This window comes from Paucibacter soli (assembly GCF_037482845.1).
Classification (GTDB): Bacteria; Pseudomonadota; Gammaproteobacteria; order Burkholderiales; family Burkholderiaceae_C; genus Paucibacter_B; species Paucibacter_B soli.
Genome location: NZ_JBBHJW010000006.1, coordinates 194,380 through 211,931 on the forward strand (window position 1 = coordinate 194,380; position 17,552 = coordinate 211,931).

General features: G+C 65.3%; 18 protein-coding genes. 9 read left to right on the forward strand and 9 right to left on the reverse strand.

Going from position 1 to position 17,552, the window contains the following annotated elements; all coding sequences use genetic code 11:
• Positions 1 to 10 precede the first annotated feature (10 nt).
• The gene (locus WG898_RS14140; RefSeq protein ID WP_339603449.1) at positions 11 to 1,699 is read left to right on the forward strand and encodes an NAD+ synthase; all 1,689 of its coding nucleotides are present in this window, start codon (positions 11 to 13) and stop codon (positions 1,697 to 1,699) included.
• 37 nt (positions 1,700 to 1,736) lie between these two features.
• The gene (locus tag WG898_RS14145; RefSeq protein WP_241298315.1) at positions 1,737 to 2,075 is read left to right on the forward strand and encodes a P-II family nitrogen regulator; all 339 of its coding nucleotides are present in this window, start codon (positions 1,737 to 1,739) and stop codon (positions 2,073 to 2,075) included.
• A 4-nt stretch (positions 2,076 to 2,079) separates the two neighbouring features.
• Here the strand turns inward: WG898_RS14145 and WG898_RS14150 are convergent, their stop codons facing one another.
• From WG898_RS14150 to WG898_RS14170, 5 genes are all read right to left on the reverse strand, one after another.
• Entirely contained in the window at positions 2,080 to 2,460 is a 381-nt protein-coding gene (locus tag WG898_RS14150) for a diacylglycerol kinase (protein ID WP_339603450.1), read from the reverse strand.
• On the reverse strand, positions 2,457 to 2,969 hold the full coding sequence (locus WG898_RS14155) for an RDD family protein (RefSeq protein ID WP_339603451.1): 513 nt from the start codon (positions 2,967 to 2,969) through the stop codon (positions 2,457 to 2,459). Before WG898_RS14155 ends, WG898_RS14150 begins: the two co-directional genes overlap by 4 nt.
• Before the next feature lie 2 nt (positions 2,970 to 2,971).
• Positions 2,972 to 3,733: a DUF3106 domain-containing protein gene (locus WG898_RS14160; RefSeq protein ID WP_339603452.1), complete on the reverse strand. Its 762-nt coding sequence runs from the start codon at positions 3,731 to 3,733 to the stop codon at positions 2,972 to 2,974.
• Between the two features lie 75 nt (positions 3,734 to 3,808).
• A complete protein-coding gene (locus WG898_RS14165; protein WP_339603453.1) occupies positions 3,809 to 4,285 on the reverse strand; it encodes a DUF3619 family protein in 477 nt (158 codons plus the stop codon).
• Complete coding sequence (locus WG898_RS14170) at positions 4,282 to 4,848, reverse strand: RNA polymerase sigma factor (protein WP_339603454.1); 567 nt, start codon at positions 4,846 to 4,848, stop codon at positions 4,282 to 4,284. Before WG898_RS14170 ends, WG898_RS14165 begins: the two co-directional genes overlap by 4 nt.
• A 251-nt stretch (positions 4,849 to 5,099) precedes the next feature.
• On the opposite strand from WG898_RS14170, the gene WG898_RS14175 reads away from it, so the two are divergent.
• The 6 genes from WG898_RS14175 to pbpG all read left to right on the forward strand — a co-directional run bounded on the left by WG898_RS14175 (position 5,100) and on the right by pbpG (position 12,422).
• A complete protein-coding gene (locus WG898_RS14175) occupies positions 5,100 to 6,890 on the forward strand; it encodes an acetolactate synthase 3 catalytic subunit (RefSeq protein WP_339603455.1) in 1,791 nt (596 codons plus the stop codon).
• A 166-nt stretch (positions 6,891 to 7,056) separates the two neighbouring features.
• Positions 7,057 to 7,548, forward strand: a complete 492-nt coding sequence (gene ilvN / locus WG898_RS14180; RefSeq protein ID WP_339603456.1) for an acetolactate synthase small subunit — start codon at positions 7,057 to 7,059, stop codon at positions 7,546 to 7,548.
• 49 nt (positions 7,549 to 7,597) lie between these two features.
• Positions 7,598 to 8,614 (forward strand): ketol-acid reductoisomerase, encoded by a 1,017-nt coding sequence (gene ilvC, locus WG898_RS14185; RefSeq protein ID WP_339603457.1) that lies wholly within the window; start codon positions 7,598 to 7,600, stop codon positions 8,612 to 8,614.
• 85 nt (positions 8,615 to 8,699) lie between these two features.
• On the forward strand, positions 8,700 to 9,542 hold the full coding sequence (pssA, locus tag WG898_RS14190; RefSeq protein ID WP_339603458.1) for a CDP-diacylglycerol--serine O-phosphatidyltransferase: 843 nt from the start codon (positions 8,700 to 8,702) through the stop codon (positions 9,540 to 9,542).
• A 230-nt stretch (positions 9,543 to 9,772) separates the two neighbouring features.
• Positions 9,773 to 11,314, forward strand: a complete 1,542-nt coding sequence (locus WG898_RS14195; protein ID WP_339603459.1) for a 2-isopropylmalate synthase — start codon at positions 9,773 to 9,775, stop codon at positions 11,312 to 11,314.
• A 103-nt stretch (positions 11,315 to 11,417) separates the two neighbouring features.
• Complete coding sequence (pbpG, locus tag WG898_RS14200) at positions 11,418 to 12,422, forward strand: D-alanyl-D-alanine endopeptidase (protein WP_444718945.1); 1,005 nt, start codon at positions 11,418 to 11,420, stop codon at positions 12,420 to 12,422.
• Position 12,423: 1 nt separating this feature from the next.
• Here pbpG and WG898_RS14205 read toward each other — a convergent pair whose 3' ends face one another.
• The 4 genes from WG898_RS14205 to hpnC are packed head-to-tail and all read right to left on the reverse strand — an operon-like array spanning position 12,424 to position 16,240.
• Positions 12,424 to 13,194 carry an IclR family transcriptional regulator gene (locus WG898_RS14205; protein ID WP_339603461.1) on the reverse strand — a complete coding sequence of 257 codons (771 nt, stop codon included), beginning with the start codon at positions 13,192 to 13,194 and terminating at the stop codon, positions 12,424 to 12,426.
• A 42-nt stretch (positions 13,195 to 13,236) separates the two neighbouring features.
• A complete protein-coding gene (gene hpnE / locus WG898_RS14210; RefSeq protein ID WP_339603462.1) occupies positions 13,237 to 14,529 on the reverse strand; it encodes a hydroxysqualene dehydroxylase HpnE in 1,293 nt (430 codons plus the stop codon).
• On the reverse strand, positions 14,529 to 15,377 hold the full coding sequence (gene hpnD, locus WG898_RS14215; protein ID WP_339603463.1) for a presqualene diphosphate synthase HpnD: 849 nt from the start codon (positions 15,375 to 15,377) through the stop codon (positions 14,529 to 14,531). The genes hpnE and hpnD overlap by 1 nt, the downstream gene beginning before the upstream one ends.
• A complete protein-coding gene (hpnC, locus tag WG898_RS14220; protein ID WP_339603464.1) occupies positions 15,374 to 16,240 on the reverse strand; it encodes a squalene synthase HpnC in 867 nt (288 codons plus the stop codon). Before hpnC ends, hpnD begins: the two co-directional genes overlap by 4 nt.
• Before the next feature lie 226 nt (positions 16,241 to 16,466).
• On the opposite strand from hpnC, the gene WG898_RS14225 reads away from it, so the two are divergent.
• Entirely contained in the window at positions 16,467 to 17,534 is a 1,068-nt protein-coding gene (locus tag WG898_RS14225) for an efflux RND transporter periplasmic adaptor subunit (protein ID WP_339603566.1), read from the forward strand.
• Positions 17,535 to 17,552 lie beyond the last annotated feature (18 nt).

Consider the following 17,552-nt stretch of genomic DNA (forward strand, 5'->3'; position numbering starts at 1 on the left):
CCCCGCGCCCATGTCTGTGAAAGTCGCGCTTGCGCAAATCAACGTCACCGTCGGCGATCTGGCCGGCAACGCCAGCAAGATCATCGAGTACGGCCGGCGTGCCCATGCGCAGGGTGCCAGGCTGCTGCTCACGCCGGAGCTGAGTCTGTGTGGCTATCCGCCCGAGGACCTGTTGCTGCGGCCGGCCTTTATGGAGGCCTGTGCGGCCAGCCTGCGCCTGATTGCCGAAGAGCTTGCCGCGTGCGAAGGCTTGCATGTGGTGGTGGGGCATCCGCATCAAATGGACGATGGCGGGGATCTTAGGTCCAAGTCCCTGAGCGTGCCGCGCCGCTTCAATGCGGCCTCGGTGCTGGCAGGGGGACAGGTCTTGCGCACCTATTGCAAGCGCGAACTGCCCAACTACCAGGTGTTTGACGAACGCCGCTATTTCATCTCCGGCCGCGATGCGGGGCAGGGCGCAGTGGTGTTCGAGATCGATGGGCTGCGTTTCGGGCTGACGATTTGCGAAGACGCCTGGTTCGACGAGCCCGCGCGTGCCGCCAAGGCCGCGGGCGCCCAGGCGCTGTGCGTCTTGAACGCCTCGCCCTTTCATCTGGGCAAGGTGGCCGAGCGCGAGGAGCGCATGGCCCAGCGCGCGCGCGATGTGGGGCTGCCGCTGCTCTATGCCCATCTGGTGGGCGGGCAGGACGAGGTGGTGTTCGATGGCGCTTCCTTCGCGCTCGATGCCCAGGGTCAGCTGGTGGCGCGTGCGCCGATGTTCGAGGAGGACCTGACGCTGATCGAGCTGGGCGCCGACGCCTGCCCGCGGGGTCAGGTCATGCCTTTGCCGGTGCTGGAGGCGCAATGCTGGGCGGCGCTGGTCACCGGGGTGCGCGACTACATCGGCAAGAACGGTTTTCCGGGCGCCATCATCGGGCTGTCGGGTGGCATCGACTCGGCCCTGGTGCTGGCGGTGGCGGTGGATGCGCTGGGTGCGGAGCGCGTGCGCACGGTCATGATGCCCTCGCCCTACACGGCCGACATTTCCTGGATCGATGCGCGCGACATGGCCGAGCGCCTGGGCGTGCGCTACGACGAGAAGTCCATCACGCCCATGTTCGAGGCCTTCACGCAAAGCCTGGCGGGCGAATTCGCCGGCCTGCCGCTGGATGCCACCGAGGAGAACATCCAGGCGCGCGTGCGCGGCACGCTGCTGATGGCGCTGTCCAACAAGTTCGGCTCCATCGTGCTCACCACCGGCAACAAGAGCGAGATGGCGACCGGCTACTGCACGCTATACGGCGACATGGCGGGCGGTTTTGCCGTCATCAAGGATGTGGCCAAGACCCTGGTATTCCGCCTGGCGCGCTGGAAGAACGAACAGCCGACGCGGCGCGCCGATGGCACGCTGGGCCCGGTGATTCCTGAGCGCATCATCACCCGTCCGCCCTCGGCCGAGTTGCGCCCCGACCAGAAGGACCAGGACAGCCTGCCGCCCTATGAGGTGCTGGACGCCATCCTGGCGCGCTATATGGAAGAGGACCAGTCGATCGCCGAGATCATCGCGGCCGGTTTTGATCCCGCCGACGTGGAGCGTGTCACCCGGCTGATCAAGATCAACGAATACAAGCGGCGCCAGGCGCCCATCGGCATACGCATCACGCACCGCGCTTTCGGGCGCGACTGGCGCTACCCGATTACCTCCAAGTTCCGTGCTTAAATTGCCGCAATCCTTTCAAGAAAGCTGGAGTCAGACCATGAAGCAGATCACCGCCATCATCAAGCCCTTCAAGCTGGACGAAGTCCGCGAGGCGCTGGCCGAGGTGGGTGCGTCGGGTCTGACGGTGACCGAGGTGAAGGGTTTCGGCCGCCAGAAGGGCCATACCGAGCTCTACCGCGGCGCCGAGTATGTGGTGGACTTCCTGCCCAAGGTGAAGGTGGAAGTGGTGGTCAAGGACGATGACGTCGAGCGCTGTATCGACGCCATCCTGAAGGCGGCCAAGACCGGCAAGATTGGCGATGGCAAGATCTTCGTCACCCCGGTCGAGCAGGTGGTGCGTATCCGCACCGGCGAGACCGACGAGGCGGCGGTCTAAGGCCTCAGGCCAGCAGGCGCTGCCACAGGGCGGTGCCCCAGATGCCCGCGCATAGCAGCAGCGCCAGGAACACCGCGGCGCTGGCGATGTCCTTGGCGCGCTTGGACAGATCGTGCAACTCGAACGAGATGCGGTCGATGGCCGCTTCGATGCCCGAGTTCAGCAGCTCCACGATCAGCAGCAACAACAGCGAGCCTAGCAGCAGCGCCACCTCGACCCAGTTGCGGCCCAGCCAGAAGGCCGCCGGTGTGGCCACCAGCATCAGCCAGACTTCCTGCCGGAACGCGCTTTCGCCCGTGTAGGCCGCGCGCAGGCCGGCCATCGAGTAGCCGGTGGCGCGCAGGATGCGGTCCAGGCCGGTGCGGCCCTTGTGCGGATTGCTCATGCCTTTTTGGGGGGTGTTTGCGTGATGAGGCGGGTGCGGCTCAGCACATCGTGGAGGAACTGCCCTTGCGGATGCAGCTTGGCCAGCAGGGCATAGCCCAGCACGCCAGCCAGCAGGGTGCCGAAGATGGCCCCCAGGCCATGCAGGCCCATGGCGTAGACGCTCAATAGCGCCGGCATGAACCACAGCCAGCTCAGCAGATAGCGCAGCAAGGCACGCGCCTGGCTGAGCGGGGCGCCTTGTTGGTCCACCACGCGCAGATGCCAGGCCTTCATCGCCACGGTCTGACCGCCATGCGACCAGAACCAGCTGAAGTAAATGCCCAGCACCACGAACAGAAAGGCCTGCAAGCCATGCTGGCCCTGCATCGCATGGCGCTGCTGGGTGAGGGCTGAGTACAGATAGCCGGCCACGAACACCACGCCGAACAGCAGCACGCCCTCGTACATGAAGCAGGCCATGCGGCGCAGCAGGCCCGGTGCCGGCGGGCTGTTCATCGCTTCGCTCATGGTCAGTTGGCGCGCGCCTTCGGCAGCAGGGTTTTGGGGTCGACCAGATTGGGATCGGCCAGCACCTTGGGTTGACCGGCGGTCTGGTGCGCGGGCAGCGTCTTGGCCTGCGTGATCAGCACGGTGGTCGCGCCAGGTCGGGCCTGCAGGATGGACGGTGCTACTGCCGTGATTGGCGCCGCCGACGGTGCCGGTACCAGGTTGGACTTGGCAAGGCTTGCCGGTGCTGCGTCCGTACCGCTGGTGGCTGCGCCCGCGGCGGGCAAGGTCTTCTGGCTGGCGCGATCCGCCAGCGCCTGGCGGCGCTCGGGGGGCAGGGCTTGGTAGGCTTCCCACTTGGCCTGCAGTTCGTCGTTCTTGAGCGGCGGCGTGGACTGGAAGCCAACCCGGGCCTGCTGACGCTCGATCGGGCTCAGCCTGGTCCACTCGATCATGCGCTCACGGATGCGCGCCTGTTCGTCGGCCGGCAGCGCGTGAAAGCGCGCCGCCACCTCCAGCCATTTGCCGCGGCGCGAGCTGTCGAGCTTGTCCCATTCATGCTGCAGGGGGGCCAGGGCAGAGCGCTGGGCCGGGCTCAATGCCTGCCAGTTGCTAATGCCCAGCAGGCTCGCGGCTGGCCGCGCCGGCAGCGGCTTGGCCACCATGGCGGCGCTGGCAGTGCTGGTGGCGGAGGCGACACTGCTGGCCGGCGCCGCACTCGCCGCCTCGGCAGCGGCGTCGGGCGCCTGCGCAAGAGCCGGCTGCGCGGGCAGCCAGGCCGTCAACAGGCCGAGGGCAAGGGTGATGGAAGGGGCGACGAGCGAATTTGTTGGGAGTGGCCGAATCATGTTCTCAATCGGTCACTCGGGCTGCTCGGTCGCAGCTTGCTGGTCTTCATTCAGATACTCGCGGAAGCCCGGATCGCTGTAGGCGGCGGGTGGCAGCTGGGTCGACAGCAGGGCCGTATCAATTTCCGCCGCGGCCAGGATCTGCTGGTACCACTGGCTGTGCTGGATCAGCAACAAGCCCAGTACCAACAAAAGCAGCGGGCCCAGCGATGCCAGCTTGAGCCAGCCCGAAGGCTTGCCGCCAGGGCCGCCTTGCAGGGCCAGGCTATCGCCCTGCGGAATCGCCGCCGCTTGTTGCACCAGTTCGGGCTGCGCCAGACGCGCCGCCTTGGCTTTCAGCAGGGCCTGCTCGCGCGCGAAGCGCAGGCGTTCGCCGATATCGGCCGGGAGTTGCTCGCATTGGGCATTCAGGCCCGCGGCGACGCTCAGGCCAAAACGTGCCATGCGCGCTTCCTGGTCCTGACTGATCTGCGAGTGCTGCTTGCTCATAATGTGATTCCCTTGGCTTTGAGTGACTTGGCCAATGAATGAATCGCTCGCGAGCAGTGTGTCTTAACACTTCCCTCGGAGCAACCCATCACGGCCGCGGTCTCGGCGACATCCAGCTCTTCCCAGTAACGCAGCAGGAAGGCTTCCCGTTGACGCGCCGGCAACATAGATACTTCCTGATCGATGGCCTGCAGGATCTGACCCTTGGAAACCTCGTCGGCCGCGCTCAGCGCGCCCATCGCGCCGTCCTGCGATTCAAGGGTTTCCAGCAGGTCGAAAATTCCGTCGGGGTCCGATGACTCGAAGTCCGACATGTTGTGCATGACGGCGTTTCTGACCTTCTGGCGCCGGAACCAGTCCATCGTCGCATTCGACAGGATGCGCGGAAACACCAGCGGCAGCTCGGCCGCCGGGCGGTCGAAGTACTTTTCGGCCAGGCGGATCATGGCGTCCTGCACGATGTCCAGCGCGGCATCGTCGTCACGCACCAAGTAGGCCGTTCGTTTGAAGGCCCGGCGTTCGGCGCTGCGCAGAAAATCGTTGAGTTCTGTATCGGAAGCCAATGTGGAGAGGGCAAGCCCGGAGCTGGCAAAACGACGCGAATTATTGCATTGCGAGAGCCGACCCTAGGCAAATCATTGGTGACCGCGGGTTTGCGTGCATAATGCTGCTTCGCACAATGAGTTCCTAGTCTCAAGCTGGCCGCCCAACCGGGGCGCCTTGTTTTTGACCGCACAGGCTCCGAATCCACCTCACAAGGGTGCGAGAAGGGGCACCGATGGTTTTTCGTTAGAGAAATTCACAGAGGTTCTATATGGACATGTCTGCCGCGGACGCCAAGCGTGCTGCGACCCCCGATGGTCGTGCACAACCGCACAATACCCCCCCCTCGTCGGAGCCGAACGGCTCTGAAATCCTTGTTCGCAGCCTGCAGGCCGAAGGTGTCAAGTACCTTTGGGGCTACCCGGGCGGCTCGGTGCTGTACATCTACGACGCACTGTACAAACAAGACCATATCCAGCATGTGCTGGTGCGCCATGAGCAGGCCGCCGTGCACGCCGCTGACGGCTATGCCCGCGCCACTGGCGAAGTGGGCGTTGCCCTGGTGACCTCGGGTCCGGGTGTGACCAATGCCGTGACAGGCATTGCCACCGCCTATATGGACTCGATCCCGATGGTGATCATCACCGGCCAGGTGCCGACGCCGGCGATCGGCCTGGATGCCTTCCAGGAATGCGACACCGTCGGCATCACCCGCCCCATCGTCAAGCACAACTTCCTGGTGAAGGATGTGCGCGATCTGGCGATGACGATGAAGAAGGCCTTCCATATCGCCCGCACCGGCCGCCCCGGCCCGGTGGTGGTGGACATCCCCAAGGATGTCTCGCTCAGCAAGGCCCACTTCAGCTATCCCGCCCATGTGGAGATGCGCTCCTACAACCCGGTGCGCAAGGGCCATAGCGGCCAGATCCGCAAGGCGGTGCAACTGCTGCTGCAGGCCAAACGCCCCTATATCTACACCGGTGGCGGCGTGATCCTTGGCGAGGCCTCCAAGGAGTTGCGCGAGTTGGTAGACCTGCTCGGCTATCCGGTCACCAACACCTTGATGGGTCTGGGCGCCTTCCCCTCCAGCGACCCGCGCTTCCTCGGCATGCTGGGCATGCACGGCACCTACGAGGCCAATATGACCATGCAGCATTGCGATGTGCTGCTGGCCGTGGGTGCGCGCTTCGACGATCGCGTGATCGGCAATCCCAAGCATTTCGCCCAGGTGGAGCGCAAGATCATCCATGTGGACATCGACCCCTCGTCGATTTCCAAGCGGGTGCGCGTCGACATTCCCATCGTCGGCGACGTCAAGGACGTGCTGCAGGAGCTGGTCCACCAGATCCGCGAGGCCCAGGCCAGGCCAGACGCCGCCGCCATCAACGCATGGTGGAGCCAGGTCAACGAATGGCGCCGCCGCGACTGCCTGGCCTACAAGAAGGACAGTGGCGTCATCAAGCCGCAGGCCGTGGTGGAAACGCTGTGGAATCTGACCCGCGACCGCGACACCTACATCACCTCCGATGTGGGCCAGCACCAGATGTGGGCCGCGCAGTTCTACCGCTTCGATGAGCCGCGCCGCTGGATCAATTCCGGCGGCCTGGGCACCATGGGCGTGGGCCTGCCCTATGCGATGGGCATCAAGCTGGCCAAGCCGGAGTCGGATGTGTTCTGCATCACCGGCGAAGGCTCGATCCAGATGTGCATCCAGGAGCTTTCGACCTGCCAGCAGTACAAGACGCCTGTGAAGATCGTCTCGCTGAACAACCGCTACCTGGGCATGGTGCGGCAGTGGCAGGAACTGGATTACGGCAAGCGCTACTCGCACAGCTATATGGATGCGCTGCCCGACTTCGTCAAGCTGGCCGAGGCCTATGGCCACGTCGGCCTGCTGGTCGAGCGCCCCGAGGACGTCGAGCCCGCCCTGCGCGAGGCGATCCGCCTGAAGGACCGCACCGTGTTCCTGGACGTGCGCACCGACCCGACCGAAAACGTCTGGCCCATGGTGCAAGCCGGCAAGGGCATTTCGGAAATGCTGCTGGGGTCCGAGGACCTCTGAGGCATCGAAGGCGATGTGCAGGCTTGTTGTTACCGCAGCAAGCCCGGCGCATTGCCGGATGTGCGGCAGAGTGACCCCAGGCGTTCCATTCCATTGACATCGAACAGCGTGGCCAAGGGCCGGCGGTTACCGCCGACGGTCTGAAGAGCGCGCAGGACGAGGACCCATGAAACACATCATTGCACTGCTCATCGAGAACGAGCCGGGCGCGCTGTCGCGCGTCGTCGCCCTGTTCTCCGCCCGCGGCTACAACATCGAGAGCCTGACGGTGGCGCCGACGGAAGACGCCTCGCTGTCGCGCATGACCATCGTCACCACCGGCTCCGACGAGGTGATCGAGCAAATCACCAAGCACCTGAATCGCCTCATCGAGGTGGTCAAGGTGGTCGATCTGACCGAGGGCAATTACACCGAACGCGAGCTCATGCTCATCAAGGTGCGTGCCGTCGGCAAGGAGCGCGAGGAAATGAAACGCACCGCTGACATCTTCCGCGGCCGCATCATCGACGTGACCGAGAAGACCTACACCATCGAATTGACGGGCGACAGCTCCAAGCTGGATGCCTTCATCGACGCCATCGACCGCAGCGCGATTCTCGAGACCGTGCGCACCGGTGCCAGCGGCATCGGGCGCGGCGAACGCATCCTGCGCGTCTGAGCGCCTTTCTTAGCCAACACCCCTGAACCGTTTTTTCCTGGAGACCGACATGAACGTTTACTACGACAAGGACGCTGACCTGAGCCTCATCAAGGGCAAGAACGTCACCATCATCGGCTACGGCTCACAAGGCCATGCCCACGCACAAAACCTGAATGACAGCGGCGTCAAGGTGACCGTCGGCCTGCGTCGTGGCGGCGCGTCCTGGGCCAAGGCGGAGAACGCCGGCCTGAAGGTGGCCGAGATTGCCGATGCCGTGAAGGCCGCCGACGTGGTGATGATTCTGCTGCCCGACGAGCAGATCGCCGAGGTCTACAAGCGCGAGGTCGAGCCCCATATCAAGCAGGGCGCCTCGCTGGCCTTCGCGCATGGTTTCAATGTGCATTACGGCCAGGTGACGCCGCGTGCCGATCTGGACGTCTGGATGGTTGCCCCCAAGGCTCCCGGCCACACGGTGCGTGGCACCTACACCCAGGGCGGCGGCGTGCCGCACCTGATCGCGGTCTACGCCGACAAGACCGGCAAGGCGCGTGATCTGGCGTTGTCCTACGCCTCGGCCAATGGCGGCGGCAAGGCCGGCATCATCGAGACCAATTTCCGCGAAGAGACCGAAACCGATCTGTTCGGCGAGCAGGCCGTGCTGTGCGGCGGCGCCGTGGAGCTGATCAAGGCGGGCTTCGAGACCCTCACCGAGGCCGGCTATGCGCCCGAGATGGCCTACTTCGAGTGCCTGCATGAGCTCAAGCTCATCGTGGACCTGATCTACGAGGGCGGCATCGCCAACATGAACTACTCGATCTCGAACAACGCCGAGTACGGCGAGTACGTCACCGGCCCGCGCGTGGTGACCGAAGCCACCAAGAACGCGATGCGCCAATGCCTGAAGGACATTCAGACCGGTGAATACGCCAAGAGCTTCATCCTCGAGAACAAGGCCGGTGCGCCGACCTTGCTGAGCCGCCGTCGCCTGACCGCCGAGCATCCGATCGAGCAGGTGGGCGAGAAACTGCGCGCCATGATGCCCTGGATCAAGAAGAACCGCCTGGTGGATCAGTCGAAGAACTGAGGCGGGGCCGAGCCGGTTTCCAGAGCCGCGCAGGCAATGGCCGCGCGGCTTTTTTCATGATCGCACTGTTGTATCCTCCGGCCCCATGAGCGAAGCCAAGAAACCCGATCACCCGCTGGACGACGAGTACGGCGAGGTGTTGGAGCCCGTGCGGCCGCGCCGCAAGGGCATCTACATCCTGCCCAATCTGTTCACGCTGGCGGCCTTGTTCGGTGGCTTCTATGCCATCGTGATGGCGATGAACGGGCGCTTCGAGCAATCGGTCTACGGCATCTTCTGCGCCATGGTGCTGGACAGCCTGGACGGGCGCGTGGCGCGCATGACCAACACGCAGAGCACCTTTGGCGAGCAGATGGATAGCCTCTCCGACATGGTGTCCTTCGGTGCCGCTCCGGCGCTGATCATGTACGAGTGGGCTCTGAAGGGGCTGGGCAAATGGGGCTGGTTCGCGGCCTTTGTCTACTGCGCGGCCGCGGCGCTGCGCCTGGCGCGTTTCAACACCAACCTGGCGGTGGTCGACAAGCGTTTCTTTCAGGGCGTGCCCAGTCCGGCCGCCGCAGCGCTGGTGATGGGGCTGATCTGGGTGCTGGACGACGCCGGCTATATGGGCGTGAGCCAGGATCCGCAACTCAGCTGGCTGGCCTTCGGCTTCATGCTATATGCCGGACTTACCATGGTCACCAACGCGCCCTTCTACAGCTTCAAGGATGTGAGCTTCAAGCGCTCGGTGCCCTTCATCACCATCGTGGCCATCGCCCTGCTGATCGCGGTGATCAACATCCATCCGCCCATCGTGCTGTTCAGCCTGTTCTGCTTGTATGGCCTGTCGGGCTATGTGGTGTATGGCTACAAGCGCATGAAGGGCAGGCCGGTGAGCGTGATCGCCACGTCGACCGATGAGCCCGATGAAAAGGGACTTCACCATTGACGTAGGCTGGCCGGAAAAAACCGAGCAGGCCATGCTACATTCGAACGCATGAAGACCGTTGTCGTCACCGCCGCTTTGCTACTAGCCATCGGGCCCTGGGGCTTGAGGCCGGTGCGCGCCTGACACCAGCCGTCTCTTCTCCCCAGGAGCCCGCCGAGCATCTGCTTCGCGGGCTTTTTGTTTTTTCGCCTGCTACTTCATCACCAAACTGCCTGACTCGGAGGATTCCCATGGCTGACAAGCTGATCATCTTCGACACTACCTTGCGTGACGGCGAGCAATCGCCCGGCGCTTCGATGACGAAGGACGAAAAGCTGCGCATCGCCCGCCAGCTGGAGCGCATGCGCGTCGACGTGATCGAGGCCGGCTTTGCCGCCTCCAGCAATGGTGATTTCGAGGCCGTCAAGGCGATTGCCGATGCGGTGCGTGAGAGCACCATCTGCTCGCTGGCGCGCGCCAATGATCGCGACATCGCGCGTGCGGCCGAGGCGCTCAAGGGTGCGGCACGCTCGCGTATCCACACCTTTATCGCCACCAGCGAACTCCACATGGAGAAGAAGTTGCGCATGACGCGTGAGCAGGTGCTGGAGCAGGCCACGCTGGCAGTGCGCTTTGCCCGCAACCTGACCGACGACATCGAGTTCTCGCCCGAAGATGGCTACCGCTCCGACATGGACTTCCTGGCCCGTGTGGTCGAGGCCGTGATCAAGGAAGGCGCGCGCACCATCAACATCCCCGACACGGTGGGCTATGCCATTCCCGAGCTCTACGGCAATTTCATAAAGACCTTGCGCGAGAAGGTGCCGAACTCCGATCAGGCGGTCTGGTCGGTGCATTGCCACAACGACCTCGGCATGGCGGTGGCCAATTCCCTGGCCGGGGTCAAGATCGGTGGCGCGCGCCAGGTCGAGTGCACCATCAATGGCCTGGGTGAGCGTGCCGGCAACTGCTCGCTGGAGGAGGTGGTGATGGCGCTGAAGACAAGGCGCGATTACTTTGGCCTGGACCTGGGCATCGACCCCTCCCAGATCGTGCCGGCCTCGCGCCTGGTGTCGCAAACCACCGGTTTCGTGGTGCAGCCCAACAAGGCCGTGGTGGGTGCGAATGCCTTTGCGCATGCCTCGGGCATCCATCAGGACGGCGTGCTGAAGGCGCGCGATACCTACGAGATCATGCGCGCCGAGGACGTGGGCTGGAGCGCCAACAAGATCGTGCTGGGCAAGCTCAGCGGCCGCAATGCCTTCAAGCAGCGCCTGCAGGAGTTGGGTGTGGCGCTGGAGTCCGAGGCCGAGGTGAATGCCGCCTTCGTGCGCTTCAAGGACCTCGCCGACCGCAAGAACGAGATCTTCGACGAGGACATCATCGCCCTGGTGATGGACGAGTCGGTGACCCAGGACCACGAGCATTTCCGCCTGGTTTCGCTCGCCCAGCATTCGGAAACCGGTGAGCGTCCGCATGCACGGGTGGTGTTTTCCGCCGGCGACCACGAGTTCAGCGCCGAGAGCGATGGCAACGGCCCGGTGGATGCCAGCCTACGTGCAATCGAGAGCAAAGTGCAAAGTGGTGCCGAAATGATCTTGTATTCGGTGAACGCAATCACCAGCGGTAGCACAGAATCTCAGGGCGAGGTCACCGTGCGACTGCAGCACGCGGGGCGCGTGGTCAACGGCGTGGGGGCCGACCCGGATATCGTGGTGGCCTCGGCCAAGGCATATTTGAGCGCGCTGAACAAGCTGCAGAGCAAGGTGGAGCGGGTGGCCGCGCAGGGTTGAGGCTTCGATCAAAAAGCGATGCTTTACTTAAGCATCATGCTTTAAGTTTCTGATCTTGCCTGACTTTTTTCTATCGCCTAAACTGCGGTCGACCTTGTTGGGGATGCGATTGAAGACTTTAGCTACTCTGTTTTCCGGCTTTGCTTTGAGCGGTCTTCTATTGGGCGCGGGTGCCTTGGCGCCCGTGCAGTCGGCCGAGGCGGCTGCGCAGCAGCCCACCAGCAAGAGCGGTGTGCGCAAGGCCAAGCCGGCACCACGCTCGCCGCGCAAGGCTGCGATGGTGGAGGCGGCCGCCAAGCCCACGTTCGGCCAGCTTTATGGCCTGCATGCCGTGGATGATCCGCTGGACCTGAAGTCCAGCGTCGCCCTGGTGCTGGATCAGGACACCAACGAGGTGCTGTTCTCGAAGAATTCCCAGGCGGTGCTGCCGATTGCCTCGATCACCAAGCTGATGACGGCCTTGGTGGTGGTCGAAGCGGGTTTGCCACTGGACGAGCGGCTGACCATCAGCGACGAGGACAAGGACACCGAGAAGGGCACGGGCTCGCGCTTGGCCATCGGTACCACGCTGAGCCGTGGTGAGTTGCTGCATCTGGCGCTGATGGCGTCGGAGAACCGTGCCGCCAGCGCGCTGGGGCGCAACTACCCGGGCGGGCCAGCCGCCTTTGTGGCGGCCATGAATCAGAAGGCCCAGAGCCTGGGCATGACGGACACGCATTACGTCGAGCCTACGGGACTGTCGAGTCGCAATCAGTCGAGCGCCAAGGATCTGGCCGCGCTGGTCAAGGTGGCGCATGAATTCCCACTGCTGCGCGAATTCTCCACCTCCAAGGACCATCAGGTGATGGTGGGCAAGCGCCAGATGGCCTTCCACAGCACCAACGGTCTGGTGCGCAGTTCCAGCTGGGACATCGGTCTGCAAAAGACCGGTTTCATCAACGAGGCCGGTCGTTGCCTGGTGATGCAGGCCAAGCTGGCAGGTCGCAAGCTGATCATGGTGTTCCTGGATTCGACCGGCAAGTACTCGCGGATCGGCGATGCCGAGCGGGTGCGCAAATGGCTGAGCACCCAACCCAGCACGCTGGCCGACAGCAGCGCCAGCGGTTGATTCAGCCGCCGCGGTAGCCCAGCGCTGCTGAGATCTGCGCGGCGGTTTCCTTGACGCGCGCCAACCAGGCCTCTTCGAGCCGGTCCGCCGGCGCCGAGATCGACAGGCCGGCGATCAGCTTGCCTTGGTCGTCGTAGATGGCGGCGGCCATGCAGCGCACCCCCAGCTCCAGCTCCTCGTCGTCGCGCGCCACGCCGCGCTGGCGCACCAGCGCCATTTCGCGTTCCAGGGCCTGGATGTCGGTGATGCTGTTGCGGGTGTGGCCGGCCAGCCCGGTGCGAGTGGCATAGGCACGCACCCGCTGCGGATCGTCGCTGGCCAGGAAGAGCTTGCCCACCGAGGTCAGGTGCAGCGGCGCGCGGCCGCCCACCGCGCGCACCACCTGCATGCCCGAGCGTTCGGAGTAAGTGCGTTCGATATAGACGATCTCATCGCCCTGGCGGACCGACAGATTGACGGGCTGGTGGGTCAGCTTGTGCAGTTCACGCATCGGCCCGATGGCGGCATCGCGCACATCCAGGCGCGCCTTCACGAGGTTGCCCAGTTCGAGCAGGCGCATGCCGAGTCGATAGCTGCCCGCCTCGGGCCGGTCGACGAAGCGGCCAATCGCCAGATCGTTCAGTATGCGGTGAGCGGTGGAGGGGTGCAGCCCGGTGGTTTCGCTGATCTGCTTGAGCGAGACCGGATCCTGCTGGCTGGCCAGCACGTCCAGGAGTGCAAACGTTCGTTCCAGGACTTGAATCGCGGGTGCCTGAGCCTCTTTTTGCTTCATGGCTTCATTGTGCGGGAATTGCCCTGTTTTTACATCGCGAAATTAGAGGCTGCCGCTGTGCGACAACGCTTGACGCGCTGCCGCCATGCCCGCGCGTACCGCGCCCTCCAGGGTGGCGGGGTAGGGGCCGTCGACATAGTCGCCCGCCGCATAGAGGCCGGGCGCAAGCGTGCTGCCGGGGCGCACCAGCCCCGGGGTGCAGGCAAAGGTGGCGCGTTTCTCGGCCAACACGCGCAGCAGGCGCGGCGCGCTGGCCCAGCCGAGTTGGCCTTGCGCCTGTTGCATGCACGCTGCCGCGCAGGCGTCCAGGCCGCGCGCGGTCCATGCTGCCGCCCCGCTGACGACCAGGCTGAACTGCCCATGGCGCCGCGGGTCCAGCTGGCCCAGATCGAACGCGAACTGCGCCGGGTCGGCCGGACCCTCGCGCAGCGCCAGCATGGGCGAGGGCAGGGTCGAGCCCGGGCTCTCCAGGTAAACGGTGACGATGGGTTCAAAGCGCAGCGCCCGGGCGAGTCCGCTCCAGCCCGGGGCCAGGTCTTGCGTCAGGCGTGCCGCCTCCACGCTGCTGCAGGCCAGCACCACGGCGTCGAAGCGTTCGCCATCGACCAGCCAGGCGCCATCGCGATTGGCGTGCAAGGCCTCGACACGCTGCGACATGCGCAGCCTTGCGCCATGACGGCCCAGCCAGACCGCCGCCGGCCGTGCCAACAGGTCGCTCAGGCCCAGGCGCGGCAGCAGCAGGTCGGCCGAGCCGGGGCCGCTGAACAAGGCGTCGCGCAGCACGCGCAGGAATACGCGCGCGCTGGCGTGCTCCGCCGGCGTATTCAATGCCGCCACGCACAGCGGCCAGACCAGATCTGCGCGGACTTTGTCGGCCAGGCCCGCGCAGAGCTCGGCCACGCTAAGTTCCTCAGCGCACTCGAAGCGCCGCAGCGCCCAGGCCGTGCAATGCCGCAGCAGCGAGAGCCGTGCCCGCCATGACCAGCCGGCGTGGCGCAGCACCGCGAGGGCGAAGCTAGGCACCGGATGGCCGGCGCGCAAGCGCAAGCCGGCATGCTCGGGGTAGCGCAGTTGCAGCGGCAGGCGCAGCAGCGCCGTGGCAGGGTCCACGCCCAGGGTTTGCAGCAGCGACAGGCTGGCGCTGTAGGCGCCGATCAGGATGTGCTGGCCGTTGTCGAGTTCATGCCCGCCGGCGCTGACCGAGCGCGCCCGCCCCCCCGGCGCGCCGGCCATCTCGAACAGCGTGACTTCGGCGCCGGCCTGGCAGGCCTGGACGGCCGCCGCCAGCCCGGCCCATCCTCCGCCTATCACCGCCAGGCGCGTGCGGCCGGCCATCAACGGCCGCGCCAGTTGGTGCGCACCGCGATCCAGAGTTTGCGTAGCGGCGTCAGCGAGATGCGCTGGTGCAGTACCTGGAAGCGCTCGGCCTCGATCTCACGCAGCAGGGCGCGGTAGATATTGGCCATCATGATGCCGGGCTTCTGGGCCACGCGATCGGCCTCGGGCAGCAGTGCGAAGGCTTCGTCATAGAGGCGATGTGCGCGTTCGGCCTGGAAGGCCATCAGGCGGCTGAAGCGCTCGCTATAGCCCCAGGGTGCCTGCCTCAGCAGGATCTCGTGCGCCTTGACGTCGAACTGCTGCAGCTCCGAGATCGGCAGATAGATGCGGCCACGGCGCGCATCGTCGCCGACGTCGCGGATGATGTTGGTGAGCTGCATGGCCAGGCCCAGCTTGTGCGCATAGGCCACCGTCTGCGGCTCGCTGCGGCCGAAGATGGCCGAGGCGACTTCGCCCACCACGCCGGCCACCAGGTGGCAGTAGCGCTGCAGGCCGGGATAGTCGAGAAAGCGGCTCTGATCCAGGTCCATCTGGCAGCCCTCGATCACCGCCATCAAATGTTCCAGTCGGATGTCGTAGACAGGGCAATGGGGCATGAGCGCGCGCATCACCGGATGCTGAGCCTGCCCCGCAAAGGCGGCCATCGCTTCCTTGCGCCACCAGGCCAGCTTGGTCGCGGCCACACCGGCGTCCTGCGTCTCGTCCACCACATCGTCGATCTCGCGGCAGAAGGCGTAGAAGGCCGTGATGGCGGCGCGGCGTGGCGCGGGCAGGAACAGGAAGGCGTAGTAGAAGCTCGAGCCGCTGCCGGCGGCCTTTTCTTGCACATACTGCTCGGGGCTCACGCGGCCTCCGCGTGTTGCGCTTGGCGCGCCAGGCGCGCGGGCGTCATGCGCAGGGCGCGCCACAGCATTGGGGCCAGGTCTTGCGCGCCCAGATGGGGGCGCGCGCTGAGGGTAGCAAATTCCATGGCGCGGATTCTCTCAAGAATGCGCAGGCCGCCTTGCACCACCAGCCTGAGCTCCCAGCCGGCGCGCCCGGGCAGCTGATGCACCAGCGGCGCTCCCTCGCGCATCAGGCCCTCGGCCCAGGCGCAAAGTTCGTGCAACAGCTTGCGGGCGGCCGGGCTGTCCTTGCAGGCAAGCAAGTCCTCGGCCGTCAAGCCATGGCGCTGCAGATCCGGGCCCGGTGCGTAGCAGCGCCCGACCGGACCGTCGCGGCTCATGTCCTGCCAGAAGTTGATCAGCTGAAGGCTGGTGCAGATGGCGTCCGAGCGTTGCAGCGCGAGGGCATCGTCGACGCCGTAGAGATGCAGCAGCAGGCGCCCCACCGGATTGGCCGAGCGGCGGCAGTAGTCCAGCAGCTCGGCGCGGTCGGCGTAGCGTGTTTTCACCAGGTCCTGCTCGAACGCGTCCAGCAGATCGTCGAGCAGCTGCAAGGGCAGTCGGTAGGCCTGCAAGACCCGGCCCAGGGGGGCGAATACCTGCGCTCTCCAGCGCGGCGAGGGCGCGACGCCGGCCGAGACGGCATGGAGATCGCTGCGGTACGCCCGCAGCGCCTGTTGGCGCTGCTCGGTCGTCGCTTCGCCTTCGTCGGCCAGATCATCGGCGGTGCGAGCGAAATGGTAGATCGCTGTGACGGCCGGCCGCAGCGCTGGTGGGCACAGCCAGGAAGCGACCGGGAAGTTTTCGTAGTGTTCTATGCTCACGGGGCAGATTGTGTGTGTTTTGCAAATGCAATGTTGTCTGCCGCTGGACGAATTGGCGGCTAACGCCGTTTGACAGCGCAGAAGCGGCTGCATACATTACTGACCGGTTGGTCAGTTAAATCCGGGGTGCATTGTCTTTGCGTTGTTGCGACGCGCCCCTTTGTCGAGGTGGTCCATGCCCCAAGTCTTTTCGCGTCTGTCCGCATCGGTGCTCGGTGCATTGCTGGTGCTCGGCTGCAGCAAGCCGGCGCCGGCGCCCGAACCCGAGCGTGCCGTGCGTACCATGGTGTTGGCTGCCGGTTCAGCGGAGGGCGTGCGTGAGTATGCGGCTGAGATCCGCGCGCGCACCGAGTCTCGCCTGTCGTTTCGCGTGGGCGGCAAGTTGTTGCAGCGGCGCGTGAATCTGGGTGACGCCGTCAAGCCCGGACAGGTGCTGGCCCAGCTGGACGCCCAGGACCTGCTGTTGGCGCAGGAGGCGGCCAAGGCGGCGGTATTGGCTGCGCGTGTGAGCCGTGACCAGATGGCGGCAGACTACCGTCGCTTCATCGAGTTGCGCGATCAGGGCTTCATCAGTGCGGCGGAGTTGGAGCGCCGCGACAGCGCGTTCAAGGCCGCGCAGGCTCAACTGGAGCAGGCGAAGGCGCAGGCCGCGGTGCAGGCCAATCAGGCCGCTTATGCGGTGCTGGTGGCGGACACCGCGGGGGTCATCACCGGCGTGGATGCCGAACCCGGCATGGTCGTCGGGCCGGGCACGCCCATTGTGCGGATTGCCCATGACGGACCCCGGGACGTGGTGTTCTCCGTGCCGGAAGACCAGGTCGGTTTGCTGCGTGCGGCGGCATCGGTGCCGGGGGCCTTCAATGTGAGGCTGTGGGCTGACGATCAGCCGGTCAAGGAGATACGCTTGCGCGAACTCGCCGCAGCGGCCGATCCGGTGACACGGACTTTTCTTGCCAAGGCGGATGTGGGCAAGCTGGATGCAAAGCTCGGGCAAACCGCCGCCGTGCTGCTGAAGACGCCCAATGTAAGCCAGGTCATCAAGTTGCCGCTGAGCGCGGTGTTGGAGCAGCAGGGGCGTACCTCGGTGTGGGTGCTGGACCCAGCCGGCATGACCGTCAAGCCGCGCCCGGTGCAGGTGGCCGGGGCCGACGGCAACGAAGTGGTGGTTGCCAATGGATTGAAACCGGGTGAGGAGGTCGTGGTGGCCGGCGTGCATGTGTTGACGGCCGGGCAGAAGGTGCGCCGATACCAGGCGGCTCCGCCCACGCAGGCCGCCAGTGCGGCCTCCCACTGAGCCACGCGGGGACAACAG

What these genes read in the sequence shown, in the direction of transcription:
- WG898_RS14140 (WP_339603449.1), top strand. Translation starts at nt 11, where the DNA reads ATGTCTGTGAAAGTCGCGCTTGCGCAAATCAACGTCACCGTCGGCGAT.
- WG898_RS14205 (WP_339603461.1), bottom strand. Translation starts at nt 13,194, where the DNA reads ATGAAGCAAAAAGAGGCTCAGGCACCCGCGATTCAAGTCCTGGAACGA.
- pssA (WP_339603458.1), top strand. Translation starts at nt 8,700, where the DNA reads ATGAGCGAAGCCAAGAAACCCGATCACCCGCTGGACGACGAGTACGGC.
- WG898_RS14150 (WP_339603450.1), bottom strand. Translation starts at nt 2,460, where the DNA reads ATGAGCAATCCGCACAAGGGCCGCACCGGCCTGGACCGCATCCTGCGC.
- WG898_RS14165 (WP_339603453.1), bottom strand. Translation starts at nt 4,285, where the DNA reads ATGAGCAAGCAGCACTCGCAGATCAGTCAGGACCAGGAAGCGCGCATG.
- hpnE (WP_339603462.1), bottom strand. Translation starts at nt 14,529, where the DNA reads ATGGCCGGCCGCACGCGCCTGGCGGTGATAGGCGGAGGATGGGCCGGG.
- ilvN (WP_339603456.1), top strand. Translation starts at nt 7,057, where the DNA reads ATGAAACACATCATTGCACTGCTCATCGAGAACGAGCCGGGCGCGCTG.
- ilvC (WP_339603457.1), top strand. Translation starts at nt 7,598, where the DNA reads ATGAACGTTTACTACGACAAGGACGCTGACCTGAGCCTCATCAAGGGC.
- WG898_RS14155 (WP_339603451.1), bottom strand. Translation starts at nt 2,969, where the DNA reads ATGAGCGAAGCGATGAACAGCCCGCCGGCACCGGGCCTGCTGCGCCGC.
- WG898_RS14145 (WP_241298315.1), top strand. Translation starts at nt 1,737, where the DNA reads ATGAAGCAGATCACCGCCATCATCAAGCCCTTCAAGCTGGACGAAGTC.
- WG898_RS14195 (WP_339603459.1), top strand. Translation starts at nt 9,773, where the DNA reads ATGGCTGACAAGCTGATCATCTTCGACACTACCTTGCGTGACGGCGAG.
- WG898_RS14175 (WP_339603455.1), top strand. Translation starts at nt 5,100, where the DNA reads ATGGACATGTCTGCCGCGGACGCCAAGCGTGCTGCGACCCCCGATGGT.
- pbpG (WP_444718945.1), top strand. Translation starts at nt 11,418, where the DNA reads ATGCGATTGAAGACTTTAGCTACTCTGTTTTCCGGCTTTGCTTTGAGC.